Origin of the sequence: Cytobacillus firmus (assembly GCF_023715565.1) — a bacterium.
GTDB lineage: Bacteria > Bacillota > Bacilli > Bacillales > Cytobacillaceae > Cytobacillus > Cytobacillus firmus_C.
In genome coordinates, this window is the sequence record NZ_JAMBOJ010000055.1 from 17,419 (window position 1) to 33,512 (window position 16,094).

General features: G+C 42.6%; 18 protein-coding genes and 3 riboswitches. Of the genes, 11 read left to right on the forward strand and 7 right to left on the reverse strand.

Annotated features, from left to right (window positions below):
* Positions 1-138: 138 nt before the first annotated feature.
* Positions 139-239: riboswitch (glycine riboswitch) on the forward strand.
* Positions 240-379: 140 nt separating this feature from the next.
* Both purU and M3205_RS19190 read left to right on the forward strand, forming a co-directional pair.
* Positions 380-1,246: a formyltetrahydrofolate deformylase gene (purU, locus tag M3205_RS19185; RefSeq protein WP_251171339.1), complete on the forward strand. Its 867-nt coding sequence runs from the start codon at positions 380-382 to the stop codon at positions 1,244-1,246.
* Positions 1,247-1,313: 67 nt separating this feature from the next.
* Positions 1,314-1,439 (forward strand): FbpB family small basic protein, encoded by a 126-nt coding sequence (locus M3205_RS19190; RefSeq protein ID WP_251171340.1) that lies wholly within the window; start codon positions 1,314-1,316, stop codon positions 1,437-1,439.
* 231 nt (positions 1,440-1,670) lie between these two features.
* Here M3205_RS19190 and M3205_RS19195 read toward each other — a convergent pair whose 3' ends face one another.
* Positions 1,671-1,988, reverse strand: a complete 318-nt coding sequence (locus tag M3205_RS19195; protein WP_251171341.1) for a hypothetical protein — start codon at positions 1,986-1,988, stop codon at positions 1,671-1,673.
* A gap of 294 nt (positions 1,989-2,282) precedes the next feature.
* On the opposite strand from M3205_RS19195, the gene M3205_RS19200 reads away from it, so the two are divergent.
* The 3 genes from M3205_RS19200 to M3205_RS19210 all read left to right on the forward strand — a co-directional run bounded on the left by M3205_RS19200 (position 2,283) and on the right by M3205_RS19210 (position 4,523).
* Entirely contained in the window at positions 2,283-3,278 is a 996-nt protein-coding gene (locus tag M3205_RS19200) for a hypothetical protein (RefSeq protein ID WP_251171342.1), read from the forward strand.
* A 322-nt stretch (positions 3,279-3,600) separates the two neighbouring features.
* Complete coding sequence (locus M3205_RS19205; protein ID WP_251171343.1) at positions 3,601-3,726, forward strand: FbpB family small basic protein; 126 nt, start codon at positions 3,601-3,603, stop codon at positions 3,724-3,726.
* A gap of 14 nt (positions 3,727-3,740) precedes the next feature.
* Positions 3,741-4,523, forward strand: coding sequence for a TerC family protein (locus tag M3205_RS19210; RefSeq protein ID WP_251171344.1), 783 nt, complete (start codon positions 3,741-3,743; stop codon positions 4,521-4,523).
* A 272-nt stretch (positions 4,524-4,795) separates the two neighbouring features.
* Here M3205_RS19210 and M3205_RS19215 read toward each other — a convergent pair whose 3' ends face one another.
* Complete coding sequence (locus tag M3205_RS19215; RefSeq protein ID WP_251171345.1) at positions 4,796-5,167, reverse strand: PaaI family thioesterase; 372 nt, start codon at positions 5,165-5,167, stop codon at positions 4,796-4,798.
* Between the two features lie 162 nt (positions 5,168-5,329).
* Between M3205_RS19215 and M3205_RS19220 the strand changes: the two genes are divergently transcribed.
* The 5 genes from M3205_RS19220 to M3205_RS19240 all read left to right on the forward strand — a co-directional run bounded on the left by M3205_RS19220 (position 5,330) and on the right by M3205_RS19240 (position 9,599).
* Positions 5,330-6,439 carry an alpha-hydroxy-acid oxidizing protein gene (locus M3205_RS19220; RefSeq protein WP_251171359.1) on the forward strand — a complete coding sequence of 370 codons (1,110 nt, stop codon included), beginning with the start codon at positions 5,330-5,332 and terminating at the stop codon, positions 6,437-6,439.
* Positions 6,440-6,542: 103 nt separating this feature from the next.
* Entirely contained in the window at positions 6,543-6,926 is a 384-nt protein-coding gene (locus M3205_RS19225) for a DUF302 domain-containing protein (RefSeq protein WP_251171346.1), read from the forward strand.
* A gap of 69 nt (positions 6,927-6,995) precedes the next feature.
* Positions 6,996-7,111: riboswitch (TPP riboswitch) on the forward strand.
* Positions 7,112-7,226: 115 nt separating this feature from the next.
* Complete coding sequence (thiW, locus tag M3205_RS19230; RefSeq protein WP_251171347.1) at positions 7,227-7,715, forward strand: energy coupling factor transporter S component ThiW; 489 nt, start codon at positions 7,227-7,229, stop codon at positions 7,713-7,715.
* Positions 7,716-7,771: 56 nt separating this feature from the next.
* Positions 7,772-7,873: riboswitch (TPP riboswitch) on the forward strand.
* A 60-nt stretch (positions 7,874-7,933) separates the two neighbouring features.
* Positions 7,934-8,623, forward strand: a complete 690-nt coding sequence (gene tenA / locus M3205_RS19235) for a thiaminase II (protein WP_251171348.1) — start codon at positions 7,934-7,936, stop codon at positions 8,621-8,623.
* Positions 8,624-8,873: 250 nt separating this feature from the next.
* Positions 8,874-9,599 (forward strand): DUF6843 domain-containing protein, encoded by a 726-nt coding sequence (locus M3205_RS19240; protein ID WP_251171349.1) that lies wholly within the window; start codon positions 8,874-8,876, stop codon positions 9,597-9,599.
* Positions 9,600-9,777: 178 nt separating this feature from the next.
* Here the strand turns inward: M3205_RS19240 and M3205_RS19245 are convergent, their stop codons facing one another.
* From M3205_RS19245 to M3205_RS19265, 5 genes are all read right to left on the reverse strand, one after another.
* Positions 9,778-10,605, reverse strand: a complete 828-nt coding sequence (locus M3205_RS19245; RefSeq protein WP_251171350.1) for a manganese catalase — start codon at positions 10,603-10,605, stop codon at positions 9,778-9,780.
* 108 nt (positions 10,606-10,713) lie between these two features.
* Positions 10,714-11,721, reverse strand: a complete 1,008-nt coding sequence (locus M3205_RS19250) for a FecCD family ABC transporter permease (protein ID WP_251171351.1) — start codon at positions 11,719-11,721, stop codon at positions 10,714-10,716.
* The gene (locus tag M3205_RS19255; RefSeq protein WP_251171352.1) at positions 11,718-12,728 is read right to left on the reverse strand and encodes a FecCD family ABC transporter permease; all 1,011 of its coding nucleotides are present in this window, start codon (positions 12,726-12,728) and stop codon (positions 11,718-11,720) included. Before M3205_RS19255 ends, M3205_RS19250 begins: the two co-directional genes overlap by 4 nt.
* A 93-nt stretch (positions 12,729-12,821) precedes the next feature.
* Complete coding sequence (locus tag M3205_RS19260; protein WP_251171353.1) at positions 12,822-13,748, reverse strand: iron-hydroxamate ABC transporter substrate-binding protein; 927 nt, start codon at positions 13,746-13,748, stop codon at positions 12,822-12,824.
* The gene (locus tag M3205_RS19265; RefSeq protein WP_251171354.1) at positions 13,699-14,544 is read right to left on the reverse strand and encodes an ABC transporter ATP-binding protein; all 846 of its coding nucleotides are present in this window, start codon (positions 14,542-14,544) and stop codon (positions 13,699-13,701) included. The genes M3205_RS19260 and M3205_RS19265 overlap by 50 nt, the downstream gene beginning before the upstream one ends.
* Before the next feature lie 213 nt (positions 14,545-14,757).
* Between M3205_RS19265 and M3205_RS19270 the strand changes: the two genes are divergently transcribed.
* On the forward strand, positions 14,758-15,807 hold the full coding sequence (locus M3205_RS19270) for an NAD(P)/FAD-dependent oxidoreductase (protein WP_251171355.1): 1,050 nt from the start codon (positions 14,758-14,760) through the stop codon (positions 15,805-15,807).
* Positions 15,808-16,094: the final 287 nt, after the last annotated feature.

Here is a 16,094-nt window from a genome sequence, read left to right on the forward strand (position 1 = left end):
TTCAAGCTTTTTATTATTCTTGGAGTAAATTACTATTAAGCAAAACTTGGAATTGTGGCAACTTTGTGAAAGAAACCTAGTTCGATTGACATAATATAAAAAATGTATTATTCTGAAAATAACAAAAATATTAAGCGAATGACGGCTGCGGGAGAGAGCATATAATAGCCACCGAAGGAGCAAGCTTCAAAAATACCCTTGAAGCCAATCTCTCAGGTAGACAGAACCGCAGTCGGACGCATCTCTGGAGAGCGCGCAAGGACATTGCGACACCAAAGGGGTCAAACTCTCAGGTAAAAGGACAGAGAAGGGGGATAAAAAAGCCGCCTTTTTTCTGTCCTTTTTATATGGATGGCAAGGCATTTGGAGGAATTTAATAATGAATACAAATGTTAACGCAAACCGTGCGACATTGCTGATATCCTGTCCGGAGAGACCGGGCATAATCTCCACAGTCTCTAACTTTCTGCTGGAGCATAAAGCGAATATAGTCCATTTTGACCAGCACACAACCGATCCGCTGGCAGGCATCTTTTTTATGCGGATTGAATTCGATATGAATGATTTTGACGAGTCCTTTTCAAAACTTAAAGAGGATTTGCCTGAAATGGCAAGGGAATATTCAATGGAGTGGAAGCTGAGCGGCAAAGGCGAGCGCAAGCGGATGGCCATATTTGTTTCTAAGATGGATCACTGTCTGCTCGAGCTGCTGTGGCGCTGGAAATCGAAGGAGCTTGAGGTGGATATTCCCCTGGTGATCAGCAATCATCCCGACATGAGGGAAGTGGTAGAAGGGTTTGGAATACCATATCATCATGTCCCGATTACGCCGGATACTAAAGCAGAAGCCGAGTATAAGGCAGTAGAGCTGCTCGATGGAAAAGCGGACTTCATTGTACTGGCGAGATATATGCAGATTCTTTCGCCGAGCTTTATTTCCAAATTCCCAAACAGGATTATCAATATCCATCACAGCTTTCTACCGGCCTTCGTGGGAGCCAATCCTTATGCACGGGCGTTTAACCGCGGAGTCAAGCTGATTGGGGCAACCGCTCATTATGTAACAAATGATTTGGATGAAGGGCCGATTATTGAGCAGGATGTCCTGCGGGTTAATCACCGGCACACTGCCCAGGATCTCAAAATTGCCGGCAGACATGTAGAGAGGCAGGTCCTCGCACAGGCAGTCGCCTGGCACGTCGAGGACAAAGTCATAGTGCATGGCAATAAGACGATTGTTTTTTAAGAAGCACTGACAAAAAAAGATCTTGCATCAAGAAGATTACCAACATCATGAGAGAAGGTGAGTAGAAATGAAAAAGAAAAAATTATCAATGCTTGAATTGATTAAGGTTAATAAAGAAGAACTTTTAAAAGATCGCAGTGAGCTTGAGAAGATCGAAAAAAAGTTAGACGATAAATATGCGGATGCACAGTAAAAAGCAAACCCGGCCTGGGAAAAAAAGGGCCGGGTTTTTAAATGAATTAAAAACGCCCAGGGGATCCCCCGGGCGCCAACTTCTTATTTTTGTCTAAAGAAATCTGTGAAAGCATGGTACATTTCCATTCCCTGATAAAAGAACAGGCTGGAAGCTGTTAATGAAAATAACCCAATCATTAAAAATCTAATCCACATTATGTCTTCCTCCTTTAATTGTTTTGCTGGACAATTAAGGAGCTTGAATAACATAATTCGCCTCGTAGAAAATTGGAGTATAAAATATCTTTTTCCTGCGGGCATTGTGCATAGCACTATAAACAAAAAGGATAACTGTCAGAATTGTAATGGATAAAGAGATGATATCCAAAGTGAAGATATGCTTTTTGGGATCATCTTTTGATAGGAAGCTCTCGGTAAAGTCTGAAACGGTTACCGCTTTGCTTTGGTCCATCGGAATGTCATTATAATGGACACCAGGATATTGGGTAATGAGAAAGGATAAAAACACAGACAGCAGTAATAGTGGCATTACCTGACGTTTCCTCATTCCCTCACCCCTTTTCAAGATTATAACTATCATCATAACCACTATTTATAGATTAGTAAACTAAAAGATTTTGACAGGATTCAACTGTTTTTTTATTACTGGCAGGGGGGAATCAGGAATTCAAAGGAGTATTTCATGAAATGGGTAAGGTAATAATAAAACACGCATATATGTGAATTATTTCACATAATGTTCATTATTGAATAATCCATAAGATTAAAAAGTATATTATATTAATACTGTACTTATATTGTTTAAATAATTTTAAATGCCCTCAAGGAGGCACTATACATCATGAAAAAAATATTTCAGTTATTATTAATATCAGGCTTAGTCATGACACCTTTTTTTACAAACGCTCATGTGAAATGGTTCACGAATGTGACCCCTCAAAAGGAAACCATTGAAAATATATTATCACCTTTATTTATGGGACTGGCCCTGGCAGCTGCGTTTGTCCTTGCGCTAATGACATTGATTATCCCAAAAACATCGCAATGGGCCAAAGTCCAAATGCTTGATGACTGGCTCTCAGGGTTCCGCAAATATAGCAGATATATCTTGAAGTATGGAACTGCTGCGGCGTTAATCATCCAGGTAACGAACGGAACATTGTTTGCGCCTGAATTTCATTTAACCAACACGATTGCTACGATATTAACGTGGGCAGCGATTGGCTTTCTGCTAATTCCTCATCATATTTCAACAAAGGCTGGGGCTGTTATTTTACTGGGGCTGTTTGTATACGTAACGATGTATAATGGGATTTTCCATATGCTTGATTATGGATATTATGTTGCCATTATTGGAGTCCTCATGGTCGGCAGCACGAAGCTTGAGAAGGTTGGATTTCCATTCTTATATTTGGGCACAGGTTTATCTTTATGCTGGGTTGCTGTCGAAAAATGGGTCTATCCAAGCATGTCTCTGGATATTGTAGCCAATCATGGAGTCCCGACATTCGGCTTTGCACCTGCTGCATTCGTTGTTATGGCTGCATTCATTGAGTTTGTAGTCGGTTACCTTCTTGTAGTAGGGATTCTTAACCGAGTAGTTGGCTTCGTCGTGACTGTTATTTTCATCACGACCACAATGCTGTTTGGCATGACAGAAGTGATTGGGCATTTTATGATCCATATTGTGCTGATTATTTTCATCATTGAAGGGGTGTCTTTCTATAACCCGCCGATCAAGCTGCACAAAACCAAAACAGATCAATTTGTGTTTGTATTCCTGAACTTTATTTTCGTCCTTGCGACATTCATTTTAATTTATTACCGGTTTGCTTAAGCATTGACAATTTCAACAAAATGGAATACGATTAATTTAAATAGTTGAATAGTTTCTCCTAAAGGGGAGTAGCTTTTACAGCAGAGTCGTCATTTCGGAGTTAAGAGCTCCCGGCTTTGTTGGCAACCTAAACGTTGTTAGCAAGACCTTTGCCTGTTTCAGGTAAAGGTCTTTTTTGTTTTTTTAAACCTTTACCGCTTGCTGGTAGAGGTTTTTTTATTGCCTGATTTAGCTTGGTAATGAAAATCCTCAATCGACATAACTGCAGGGAAACAGTGCGAAGCTTTCAATACTTAAAAAAATAGAAGGAAAGGAGACCACGATGAAAAAAGCTAAGATATCATTTGCTGAATTAATGAAGAAAAACAAAGAAGAGTTGCTGAGAGATCAAGCAACGATTGAGAAAATCGAAAAGCGTATAGACGAAAAATACACAAAGGTGAAATAAGGGAGGGTGCTTAGATGGAATTATCACTAATACTTGAGTATGGATGGGTGCTGCTGCTGCTTGTGGCGCTGGAAGGTTTATTGGCTGCTGATAATGCGCTGGTTCTTGCGATTATGGTTAAGCATCTTCCGGAGGAACAGAGGAAGAAGGCTTTGTTCTACGGGTTAGCCGGAGCGTTTGTATTCCGCTTTGGATCGTTATTTGCAATTTCATATTTAGTAGATGTATGGCAGGTTCAAGCGATTGGAGCACTTTATCTTCTGTTCATCGCGGCTAATCACATATTAAGAAAGTTTCTTGTGAAAAAAGGCGAGGAAGAAGCGGAGATCACCGAACCCAAAAAACAATCAGGCTTTTGGCTGACTGTTTTTAAAGTGGAGCTTGCTGATATTGCTTTCGCTGTAGACTCTATTCTGGCTGCAGTGGCCCTCGCTGTTGCGCTTCCTGATTCAGGACTTGGCCATGTGGGCGGGCTTGACGGCGGTAAGTTCTTTGTCATCTTTGCCGGCGGTATGATTGGGCTAATCATTATGCGCTTTGCTGCAAACCTCTTTGTGGACCTTCTTCACAGGAGACCTGGTCTTGAGATTGCAGCGTTTGGTATTGTCGGATGGGTTGGTGTTAAATTGGCTGTCTATACAATGTCCCATCCTGCACTGGCAACCCTGCCTGAAGGATTTGCCAAGTCGACCGGATGGAAAGTTACTTTCTATATAGTCTTAATTGGTATCGCATTAGCTGGATGGTTCCTTTCTAAGGAAAAACAAGAAGTGCCAGCAGAGGAAAAAGCAAGCTAAGCTTAAACAGGGCGGAGATTCTCCGCCCTGTTTTTTTTAATGAACACAATTCAATCAAACGTTTGATTGAATTGCCCTGGACTTTATCAATGAATTTGAAAACATGAAGGGAATCAGCCGGTTCCGCAGCCAAGGGATTTTGATAAGATCGAATACTAAATCAAATTATCCACAATGATCATAAAGGAATAAAGAGACCCTGCCAGAGGTCTCTTCAGATATTATTCATGTCCATCATAAGAAAATACATATTATAGAATATAGGAAGTTTCCTAGATAGATGCGAAAATCCCCGATGCTTTGGCAACCACCTGATTCTGATCGTTGTAGATCAGGCAATCTGTGTGGCTGAGTGTCCGTCCTCTTTTCACAAGATGAGCATCGGCAACTAAATATCCACCTGTGGCCCCCTTTAAGAAACTGACCTTCAAGTCAGCGGTTACCACGGATTGCATCTGGTTTTCATTCGGCTCAAAGATATTCCCCATTGCTACGTCCGCAAGTGTGGAAATGATCCCTCCGTGCACCAGTCCAGCGCTGTTAATAAAGAGCGGCTGTATGGGCAATGTGACTTTCATTTTGCTTTCACTGATTCTTTCGTAATGGAATTTCAGAAATTCATCAAAAGGCTGTTTGATTAGCATTTATTACACTCCAATTTATTATAGTTAAAATGGTTATTCCCGATTTTTTGTGAAATCCCTGCTAATTTACAGAGAAGAGACTCTAAAATTGTTTCATAGTTTCTTAAAATCTAAAAAAATGATATTATTTTCAATAAATTCAAAAAAAGGCAGGGCTGGATGATGGCAAATGTAGAGAATATTAGATTCGCAGAAAACTTTCCTATTTCATTTAAGGAATTGGAAGAAGAAGCAGAGAAAGTAATGGGAGCAGGAGGATTTGGCTACGTCCAATCCGGAGCCGGCGGGGAAGAAACACTGAAAAAGAATATCGAATCCTTTGCCAAATACTCAATTGTCCCTAGAATGCTGAGGGATGTTTCAGTGCCGGATATAAGTGTGAATTTATTTGGTAAAACGTATCCTTATCCGGTATTCCTTGCGCCTATAGGAATGCAGCGGCTTGAACACAGTGAGGGTGAACTGGCATCTGCCCGGGCGGCAGCTTCGTTTGGAGTTCCTTTTATCCAGAGCACAGTATCCAGTTATTCCATTGAAGAAATTGCTACTGCAACAGGCTCGAGTCCAAAATGGTTCCAATTATATTGGTCCAATTATGAAGAAGCCTCCTTCAGTATGGTTCGCCGTGCGGAGGAAGCGGGGTATGAGGCAATTGTGTTAACGGTTGATACAGTGATGATGGGATGGAGGGAAGCCGATTTAAGAAACAATTTTTCCCCGTTAAAGCTTGGTTATGGTAAAGCAAACTATGAAAGCGATCCGGTCTTTATGGCTTCTCTCCAGGACGGTGATGTCGTACAGGGAATCCTTGATAATATTCATCATCCAACATTAAGCTGGGAGCATATTTCCAGATTAAAAGAGAAAACCAGCCTGCCAATTTTATTAAAGGGCATTCTCCACCCTGAGGATGCCAGGCTGGCCGTTGAAAGAGGGATAGACGGAATCATTGTCTCCAATCATGGCGGCAGACAGCTTGATGGAGTGATTGCGGCGATTGATGCCCTTGAACGGATTGCAAAGGAAGTTAAAGGAAGGATTCCAGTTCTGTTTGACAGCGGCATTCGCCAAGGTTCAGATATGGTTAAAGCTCTGGCACTGGGAGCTGACGCCGTTTGTCTGGGGCGGCCGTATGTGTACGGCTTGGCTATTGGCGGACAGGAAGGAGTTGAAAAAGTGCTGGCGAACTTTATAGAAGAAGCAAAAGTGTCGCTTTCTCTGGCAGGCGTGGGGAGCTTAAAGGATATAGCTGGACTGCGGTTAATTCGATAAGCCTGTCTAAAAAAAGTTTGGCTAGTTGACAGCGGAGACTGTGTTTAATAATATACCTATAGGGGTACGTGATTAATATGCCAATACTAAAGGAGATGCAGTCATGTTCGATTACACAGCTGAAACCGAAAAATCAATTGATGAAGCGATATCCTCACTGGAAGGAAGTCTGAAGGACGAAAAGTTCGGAGTTCTGTGGCAGTTTAATGTTCAGGAAAAGCTGCAGGAAAAAGGCTTGGAATATAACGAGGCATTCCATGTGTTAGAGGTATGTAATCCCAATGAAGCTCATCGCGTTTTAACACAGAATAAAATGGCCGGCTACTTCCTGCCTTGTAAAATTGTCGTCTATGAAGACAAGGGCAAAACGAAAATTGGGATGCCTAAGCCGACAAGTATGATTGAGCTAATCCATGACGAATCTGTTCAAAGCTTCGCAGCAGAAATTGAAGATCGCTTGATCCAATGCATCAAGAAAAGTTTATAAGCTAAAAGATTGATGACAGTGCCGGAATAATTTGATAAGCTTGAAACAGCTTATCAAATAAAATATCTATGTAACTACTAGGGGTGCCCCGAATGTGCGGGCTGAGAGGAAAGCGCTTATAGCTTTCCGACTCTTATGGACCTGATCTGGTTAATGCCAGCGGAGGGAAGTAGGATTTGACGATTCTGTCGATTCATACACTTAAACCAAGCCGGGTCCTTTGTGGAGATCCGGCTTTTTTGTATACATACTTCTCCCCTTGATAAGCAATCAGGCTGCCCTTTTAGAAAGGAGGTTTAGATGAACAGAACCCGATTGTTAACTTCGATGGCTTTATTTACGGCGATTGGAACAATAGGATCCCATTTGCTCTGGTTTCCGGCAGGTATAGCCAAGGCCTATCCGGTCCAGCATGCGGTAAATGTATTGGCCGCGGTGACCCTTGGACCACTGCCTGCAGCAGCCGTTGCTTTTATGATTGCTTTGCTTCGTAATTTGCTTGGATTCGGGACGCTGCTTGCGTTTCCAGGCGGCATGATCGGTGCATTTTTGGCTGGTGTCCTTTATTTGAAATTCGGCAGGAAAATTTGGGCTGCCGTTGGCGAGGTTTTGGGCACCGGTATAATCGGCGCATTGTTTGCTGTTCCGTACGCAAAGTTACTCATGGGAACTGAAGCTGGTGCATTTTTCTTTGTGCCGCCGTTCCTGGTCAGCAGCATTGCCGGTGCGGCGATAGGCTGGATGGTGTTAGCGAAGGTTAAAGAGAAGAACTTGGTTCAGAATATGTGATGATTTTGGGCTGGAAAAGCCACAAGTAAGAAAACGGTAAAAAAAATATTAAGTTAGAAAACTGCTAGGGGCGCTACGGCTGAGATAAGGAGCTTTTCCTTTGTCCCTTGGAACCTGATCTGGATAATGCCAGCGCAGGGAAGCGGTGAGGACCTCATTCTATTTCCTCATGCTTTTTCCCCGGCAGCTTCTGTATTAAATTTAGGAGGCTATTTTTTATGACTTTTTCAGAAATTCTGCGCAAGGAAAATGAAGATTTGTTTCAGCTGATATTTGAGCATCCATTTGTCCAGGGGATTGGGAGAGGGGATGTGCCGAAAGAGGCGCTTGCTCATTATATTAAAGCGGACTTTGAGTATTTGAATGCATTCATGCATATTTACGGAATTGCGATCTCAAAGTCCTCTGAACGTAAGGATATTGCATACTTTAACCAGCAAATAGATTTCGTATTGAACAGCGAAGTACACCCCCACCATAATTTCTGCCAGCAGATTGGGGTGGCTTACGAAGCATTGCAGGGATATCCGCTCCCGCCGACAGCCGATCATTATGTAAAGCATATGATGTATCATGCCCATACAGGCGGCATGGGTGAAATCCTCGCTGCATTATTGCCTTGCCCATGGACTTATTGGGAAATTGGGCTTGAGCTCATGAAGCAATATGAGCCGGATGTGAACCATCCGTTTTACCCATGGATCTCTTTTTATGCAAATTTAAGGGTCGAAGCTGTGACCATGAATATGAGAAACCGTTTGGATGAGCTTGCTGAAGCGGCATCACCGGAGGAAAGACTGCAGATGAAGGACGCTTTCCGAAAAAGCTGCCAGCTGGAGCTTGGCTTCTGGGAGATGGCTTATACCTGCGAAGAGTGGCCGACGGGTAATCCGGAAGCAGACAGTTAAGAAAAACGCCTGCAACTGCTTTATGGCAGTGCAGGCGTTTTTTTAAAATTCCATCTGTAGTGAGCGGTATGTATAGGATATATATTCCAGTTTTATTATGATAAAAGAAATTTTCTGTGTTAGAATATATGTGAATATATTCACAATGTGAAGGGGGAATAACTCATATTATGCTGGGATCAAAAATTAATACTGCCCTGCAGGCTTCCATTCTTTTTACCTTTGGATTTTGGCTTCTTTTTTTCTGATCATGGTTTTTTTGTACTGTTTATTCGGAAATGTTATATACGGCATTCCGGTTTCACTGCTTTCTGAGTTTCTAACCAGAAATCTGAAATTATGGCGGTTCCCTGCATCTGCATTTTTACATACCTTTTTAGCTGCTGTAACTTATTTTATTGTGGAAGTGTTTGCTTATTATGCTGTAATTGCTGCGGTTCTTTTCTTTTTAGTTGACGAATGGAGAAAGTGGGACCGTGAGATGCCAGGGGGCAGGAGAATTACCACAAATACAGCCGGGTTTCTCATCGCTTGCCTGCTGCCGGCAGGGTTCTTTTGGATGCTCCAGCAGGCTGATCTGAAAGAAAAAACGCATGACCTTTATCTAATTCCAAAAGGGTATACTGGTCAGGTTAGAATTGTTCATGAGATAGAGATTGCTCCTGCGCCTGAGACAGAAGGGGAGTATGATCTATTTCGGGTGAATGACAGGGGATATGCCATTACCTCTTTACCTCAGAGTGAAGGGTATATTGAAGACTTATACTTTTATGTGAATGACAAGGGAAAGCGTGAACCTATACCCGACAGCTGTATTTCTCATGGCGGAGCAGGCGGTATACAGGGAGATGGATATGACTATGCGTATACTTATTTTTCAGTTGGCTGTGAGGAGGACCTAGCTGATCAGGGCAATGGTCCAGGTATTGAGGATATTCTTTATGAAGAAGGATTAATCAATCAAACGTTTGATTGAAATAAACAAGACAGACTGAATGCATCAGTCTGTCTTGTTCGGAATTTATCGAAGTCTTACGGGCAGTAAGACTCGTAGTTTCGATTGATCGAAGTGCTAGCGAAGATCTTAGCGACACTACAACGTGACTAACAATCGGTGGAGAGATAAGGAAAACCCCACTGATTGATGTTTCACTTTATTTTGAATCCATTGGCAATGTGTTATGAAGATTTGGAGGTGCCGGCTTAAGCATTGGTTTGTCACCTTCAGGCTTCGGATTGCTTACATAATTGTATTCCCCCTGGCCATCAAGAGCTGGCCCCTGTGCCCATCTGCCAGTGCTGCTTTCTTCGCCTGCTGAGAAGTTGTAGAGTGTGTAAGCTACATCTGTGCGTTCATTTTCACGAGGGAAGGTACTAGGAACAAGCAGGCCTTCTTTTTCTTCAAGCTCTGCAATCGCAGCAGCCCATTGGTTTTGGTGGTAGGCATCTCTTGCAATCAGGACGGAAAGCAGATCCTTAATGCCCTTATCATCTGTCATCTCATATAGGCGTGCAGCCTGCACACGGCCCTGTGATTCTGCATTCAAGTTTGAACGGAAATCTGCTAATAAGTTTCCGCTTGCTGTAATATAAGAGCCCATCCATGGATTCCCTACACTGTCAGAAGGACGTGCGCCAAGTCCGGATACAATAGCGTGCTGAGGATTCATTCCTCCCATAATCGCCCCAACAACTGGATCCTTCGCTGCCTCTTCCTGCTGATTAATTGGAGCATTGTCCATCAGTCTCGCAACCATTGTAGCGAGCATCTCGACATGACCAATTTCCTCAGTTCCTATATCCAGGAGAAGATCACGATATTTTTCATTCCCGCGTGTAGCCCAGCCCTGAAACATATATTGCATGGCAACAGTCATTTCACCATATTGGCCGCCAATCAATTCCTGAAGCTTTTTGGCAAAAATGGGATCCGGACGTTCCGGTTTTGCTTCAAACTGCAATTCCTTTACATGAAAAAACATCTAAATTCCTCCATTCTATTAAACTGTTAAATGATAAGACTCTATATATTTGCCCAAGAATTCCAGAAAAAAACATAAATAATAAAAAAAGACGTGCACGCCGGCACGTCATTTCTTTAATAATAGATACATAAAATACGGAGCTCCGATAATCGCAACCATAATTCCAGCTGGCAGGCCATTCGGATCTGCCAGGTTCCGGCCAAGCGTGTCGGCAAATAATAGAAGCCAGCCTCCTAACAGAATAGCGATAGGAAGGAACAGCTGATTCCGTGGTCCGACAAGTGCTTTAGCCATATGAGGAGCAATTAGGCCGATAAAGGCAATTCCGCCGGTTACAGACACAGCTGAAGCTGCCAATGCAACGGCTGTCAGCAGAAGGGTGATCCGCTCTTTTTCAATGGATACTCCAATTCCGATGGCGACAGGCTCACTTAAGCTTAATAGATTCAAACGATTTGCTTTATATAAAGTGAATGGAATAAGCACAAGCAGCCAGGGAAGAAGTGCCCAGATGAAAGGCCAATCTGTTCCCCAGATATTCCCTGATAGCCATTTCGCTATGAAATCGACTTTCTCTCTCTCAGCTGAAGAAATCAGGACAATCATTACACCGGACAGCGCCATGGAAAACCCGACTCCGACGAGCACCATTTTAACTGGTTGAAGCCCCTCGTCTTTTTTATAAGAAAAAGCATAGATGAGAATAGCAGTAAGCAAGGCACCGAAAAATGCGCATAACGGCAGCATGTATACGAAAGTGCCTGCTTCAATCGGGATGAACAGAAAGAAAACGGCGATTGCAACCCCTGCACCTGAATTTATGCCGATGATGCCTGGGTCCGCCAGGTCATTGCGTGTAATCCCCTGTAAAATGGCACCGGATAGTGCCAGTGCCATACCGGCTAACACTGTGATAAATACTCTCGGCAGCCGTATGGAAAATAACACAAACTCCTCTTTAAAAGTTCCCTGTCCCAGGATGGTCGGGATTAACCGGTCATAGGAAAGGGATGCATAGCCTAATCCCATTCCAATAACAATGGTAACAATAATAAGTACGGATAAAAATGCCATTAAAATTCGCTGCTTTTTAACTAACTCCGGCTGAATCATGAGAACGCCTTACCCCCTTTATGAACAATGAACAGGAAGAAAGGCAGCCCCATTCCAGCAATGATGGCCGCAACAGGAGTTTCGTAGGGAGCATTGATGGTTCTCCCGAGTGTATCGGCAAGAAGCATGAATGTGGCTCCTGTGAGAGCTGACATGGGAAGAATAAAACGATAATCGGTACCGACTATAGCACGGACGATATGAGGCACCATCAATCCGATAAATGCCATATTGCCAACCAGTGCAACAGCTGCCCCTGCAAGCAGGGTGACTAAGATAAACAGGATGATTTTAATTTGTGTTGTATTCTGTCCCAAGCCTACTGCCACTTCTTCGTTTAAGCTTAGTATCGTAAGCTGCCTGGAAAGAAAAAGGGAAACGAGTATGCCTGCTGAGATAACCGGGACAATCATTTGCAGCTGGGTCCAGGATGTGCCGACGAGCCCGCCTGCAGTCCAAAGGCTGACATCCTTCGAAATTTTAAAGTAGATGCCGGTACCTTCAGCTATTGCAAAAAGGAAGGCAGAAACCGCCGCTCCGGCTAAAACGATTCGAATCGGAGAAAAGCCTCCTTTTTTCATGGCGCCAATACCGAAAACCATCCCTGCACCGATAGCCGCACCGATAAAACAGGCGAACAGGATTCCAATGTAATTAGCAGAAGGTACAAGAACAAGCGTTATGGCAAGTGCAGCATTTGCTCCGGCCGTTAATCCGAGCAGGCCTGGATCAGCAAGAGGGTTTCTTGTCATTCCCTGCATGATGGCGCCAGAGACGCTAAGAGCTGCTCCGACAAAAATGGCCGCAATTTCACGGGGCAGACGGATTTCACGAATGATGGAGATTTTTTCTCCGGAAGCATTGGAGGTTATTGCAAGCCAAACATCTCTGACAGTAACTTCGGCGGCCCCGAACACACAAGCAGCCACAAACATGCCGGCAAAAATTATGAAGGCTGCTGCAAGTTTTAATATAAATGGAATAAAGGGTTGAGCGTCTTTAGTCATTGTACGTCCATCTTTCTTCGGGTTTATTTTTAAGGGACTGTCTTTTTAAATAGGAAAGAGGAATTCCTAAAAATTAAGAATTCCTCGTGAGTATTAGTTTTCTAAAAATGATTCCTTAAAGAACTCCAGCTGTGCATCAAGTGTGATTGGATCACTGAAGGAAGCGCCATTGCCTTCCATTTCAAAAACACGATTATTTTTCACAGCAGGAATATTTTTGTACGTATCGGTTTCCTGGAATGAATGGTCTGCATCAGAGTATTTGCTTATAATCATATAATCTCCTGCATATTCTGGCAAGACTTCAGCTGAAATAGCATAGTAGCCATCTTTTAAGGCCATTTCCTTAACCTTTTCAGGCATTTTTAAGTCCATTGCCTGGTACAGGATTTCAGTCCCCCGTGCCCAGTTATCGCCGAAAACATAAAGCTGTTTGTCGAAGATTTCAAATACAGAAACGGTCGCATCTTCACCAATTTTTGCACGAATGTCTTTCCCGGCTGCTTCCGCGCGCTGTTTGAAATCAGCTACCCATTTTTTTGCTTCTTCCTCTTTATTAAGCAGCTTGCCGATTTCCTCATGCTGGGAAAGATAATCTAATTTACCCCATGTATATGTTACAGTTGGTGCAATTTCCTTGAGTTTATCGTAGTTTTTAACAGTAGATAAGGCAATAATCAAGTCTGGTTCTAATTCGATTATTTTTTCTAAGTTATCTTCAGATACTTCTTCAGCATCCTTCAATTGTTCTTCAAAACGGGGATTATTTTTGGACCAGGTATCCACGCCGACAATATTTACGCCCAATTGCATAACATTTCCTGTGAATCCTGAAAGGAGAACAACTCTCTTAGGATCAGCCGGGACTTCTACCGGTCCAGTTTCAGATTCATATGTGATCGTACCTGATTTTTTATCTTCCTTTGGTTCAGATGAGCTTGTATCTTTTTCTTCTGTATTGCCGCAGGCGCTAATTAGCAGAAGCAGCAAGATCGTAAATGGGATCAATAGTTTCTTCATGTTGGTTTTCTCCTTTTAATAAATTATAAGTTATACACATTGGCTTGTTTGTGCGAGGATCGCGTCCAATGACTGCATCAATATTGAACACCGTCCTTAAAACATCCTGTGTAATGACTTCTTCATAGCTTCCAGATTTAACAATCTCACCATCTTTTAATGCGACGATATGGTCGGCAAAGCGGGCTGCCTGGTTTAAATCATGGAGGACCATTACAATGGTGCGCTCCTGTTCCGCGTTCAGCTTTTGAAGAAGTTCGAGAACTTCAAGCTGGTGTGCCATATCTAAATAGGTGGTAGGTTCATCAAGGAAAATGATATCGGTTTCCTGTGCGAGTGCCATGGCGATCCACACTCTTTGGCGCTGGCCGCCTGATAAAGAATCAACTGGCCGGAACTTAAATTCTTTAGTGCCTGTTACTTCGAGTGCCCAGTCGATCACTTCATAATCCCTTTTCGTCAATCTTCCAAATCCCTTTTGATAAGGGAAGCGACCATATGAGACTAGCTCGCCTACTGTTAAACCGCTTGCACTTTCAGGTGTTTGAGGCAAAATAGCCATCTTCTTGGCGAGGATTTTTGTATTTTCCTTTGAAATGTTCTCCCCATCCAGGATAACAGTGCCTGACTGATGGGAAATAATGCGTGTAATGGCCTTTAAAAGGGTTGATTTCCCGCAGCCATTTGGACCAATGATTGTTGTGATTTTCTTATCTGGAATCTGGACGCTTAGATCCTTTACAATTAGCCGTTCGCTATACCCAATGTTCAAGCCATCTGTATATAGACGGACCATTATGTAACCTCCGTTTATATGTGAATTTTATTTAAATTAGTGATAATGATTATCAGTGTCGGTTCCTTTTTACTATAAGTCTAGTTAAGTTATAAGTCAACAGTATTTAAAGGAAATGTATAATGGGAAATTTTCATTGTCAAAAGAGAAGAAAGGACGTATAGTTGAAGTGAGAATGATAATCAATAATAATTGGTTATGGGAGTGAACGGAATGAAACAGATGGAGATCTTTGATATAACGGTTATTGGAGGAGGTCCGGCTGGTCTTTACTCCACTTTTTACAGCGGTTTAAGGCAAATGAAAACAAAACTGATTGAATTTCAGCCGCAGCTGGGAGGAAAGATCCATGTGTATCCCGAAAAGATGATTTGGGATGTCGGGGGGCTGACTCCTACTCCGGGAGCAAAGTTGATTGAACAGCTGGTTGAACAGGGGCTGACCTTTAATCCGACGGTTGTCTTAAATGAAAAGGTGGAATCCATCAGTAAGAATAAAGATGGAGTATTTGTTTTGACAGGATCTTCAGGAGAAGAGCATTATTCAAAAACAGTGATTGTGGCCGTTGGCAGCGGAATTCTTAAGCCGCAAAAGCTGCAGATTGAAGGTGCAGAGCGCTTTGAAGTCTCTAATTTAAATTACACAGTCAAGTCTCTTGCACATTTCAAGGATAAAACGGTGATTGTGTCAGGAGGAGGCAATTCGGCAGTAGACTGGGCCAATGAATTAGAGCCTGTTGCCAAGCAGGTATACATCACTTGCAGGCGGGATGCGCTAACTGGCCATGAGGCTCAAGTATCACAGCTGATGAATAGTTCGGTTATCTGCATTAATCATACGTCCATCACCAAATTAATAGCAGGCGGGAATCACGAGAAAATTGAGCAGGTGGAATTGACGAATAATGAAACAGGTGAGGTCTCATATCTTGCTATCGATGAAGTGGTCATTAACCATGGATATGAGCAGGATACGGAACTCTTGAAAAATAGCAATTTGAATATTGATATGCTGGAAGATTTCTATATTGCTGGCAATGCAAACAGTGAGACATCAGTTGAAGGGCTTTATGCTGCAGGGGATATTCTTAAGCATGACGGCAAGCTTCACTTGATTGCGGGAGCCTTCCAGGATGCTGCGAATGCAGTAAATAAAGCGAAGCAGTACATTGAACCTGATGCAGCCGGGGCAGCCATGGTTTCATCACACAATGATGTTTTTATAAAACGGAACAGGGAATTGGTGAAGCAGCTGGTTCGCTAGGGAAAAAATTTAAGTGCACATAAATTTTTTTATCCGCACAGAAAATCAGGTTATGCGCACAGAAAAATTTTTATCCGCACAGAAAATAAGGCTATCCGCACATAACCTGAATAATGAACTGAAATTAAGACGAAAAAGCAGTAAAAAACCGGCCCACACAATGTTAACGGGTTCGGTTCAGAGGGAGAAAACAGTAAATAGTAATACATTTGGAGGTTTAAATCGCAAGCGATTTAGAACCTCCTTTTTTATTATTAAATCAATGTTTGTTTCACTTTATTATTACA

What these genes read in the sequence shown, in the direction of transcription:
- purU (WP_251171339.1), top strand. Translation starts at nt 380, where the DNA reads ATGAATACAAATGTTAACGCAAACCGTGCGACATTGCTGATATCCTGT.
- M3205_RS19190 (WP_251171340.1), top strand. Translation starts at nt 1,314, where the DNA reads ATGAAAAAGAAAAAATTATCAATGCTTGAATTGATTAAGGTTAATAAA.
- M3205_RS19195 (WP_251171341.1), bottom strand. Translation starts at nt 1,988, where the DNA reads ATGAGGAAACGTCAGGTAATGCCACTATTACTGCTGTCTGTGTTTTTA.
- M3205_RS19200 (WP_251171342.1), top strand. Translation starts at nt 2,283, where the DNA reads ATGAAAAAAATATTTCAGTTATTATTAATATCAGGCTTAGTCATGACA.
- M3205_RS19205 (WP_251171343.1), top strand. Translation starts at nt 3,601, where the DNA reads ATGAAAAAAGCTAAGATATCATTTGCTGAATTAATGAAGAAAAACAAA.
- M3205_RS19210 (WP_251171344.1), top strand. Translation starts at nt 3,741, where the DNA reads ATGGAATTATCACTAATACTTGAGTATGGATGGGTGCTGCTGCTGCTT.
- M3205_RS19215 (WP_251171345.1), bottom strand. Translation starts at nt 5,167, where the DNA reads ATGCTAATCAAACAGCCTTTTGATGAATTTCTGAAATTCCATTACGAA.
- M3205_RS19220 (WP_251171359.1), top strand. Translation starts at nt 5,330, where the DNA reads ATGGCAAATGTAGAGAATATTAGATTCGCAGAAAACTTTCCTATTTCA.
- M3205_RS19225 (WP_251171346.1), top strand. Translation starts at nt 6,543, where the DNA reads ATGTTCGATTACACAGCTGAAACCGAAAAATCAATTGATGAAGCGATA.
- thiW (WP_251171347.1), top strand. Translation starts at nt 7,227, where the DNA reads ATGAACAGAACCCGATTGTTAACTTCGATGGCTTTATTTACGGCGATT.
- tenA (WP_251171348.1), top strand. Translation starts at nt 7,934, where the DNA reads ATGACTTTTTCAGAAATTCTGCGCAAGGAAAATGAAGATTTGTTTCAG.
- M3205_RS19240 (WP_251171349.1), top strand. Translation starts at nt 8,874, where the DNA reads ATGGTTTTTTTGTACTGTTTATTCGGAAATGTTATATACGGCATTCCG.
- M3205_RS19245 (WP_251171350.1), bottom strand. Translation starts at nt 10,605, where the DNA reads ATGTTTTTTCATGTAAAGGAATTGCAGTTTGAAGCAAAACCGGAACGT.
- M3205_RS19250 (WP_251171351.1), bottom strand. Translation starts at nt 11,721, where the DNA reads ATGATTCAGCCGGAGTTAGTTAAAAAGCAGCGAATTTTAATGGCATTT.
- M3205_RS19255 (WP_251171352.1), bottom strand. Translation starts at nt 12,728, where the DNA reads ATGACTAAAGACGCTCAACCCTTTATTCCATTTATATTAAAACTTGCA.
- M3205_RS19260 (WP_251171353.1), bottom strand. Translation starts at nt 13,748, where the DNA reads ATGAAGAAACTATTGATCCCATTTACGATCTTGCTGCTTCTGCTAATT.
- M3205_RS19265 (WP_251171354.1), bottom strand. Translation starts at nt 14,544, where the DNA reads ATGGTCCGTCTATATACAGATGGCTTGAACATTGGGTATAGCGAACGG.
- M3205_RS19270 (WP_251171355.1), top strand. Translation starts at nt 14,758, where the DNA reads ATGAAACAGATGGAGATCTTTGATATAACGGTTATTGGAGGAGGTCCG.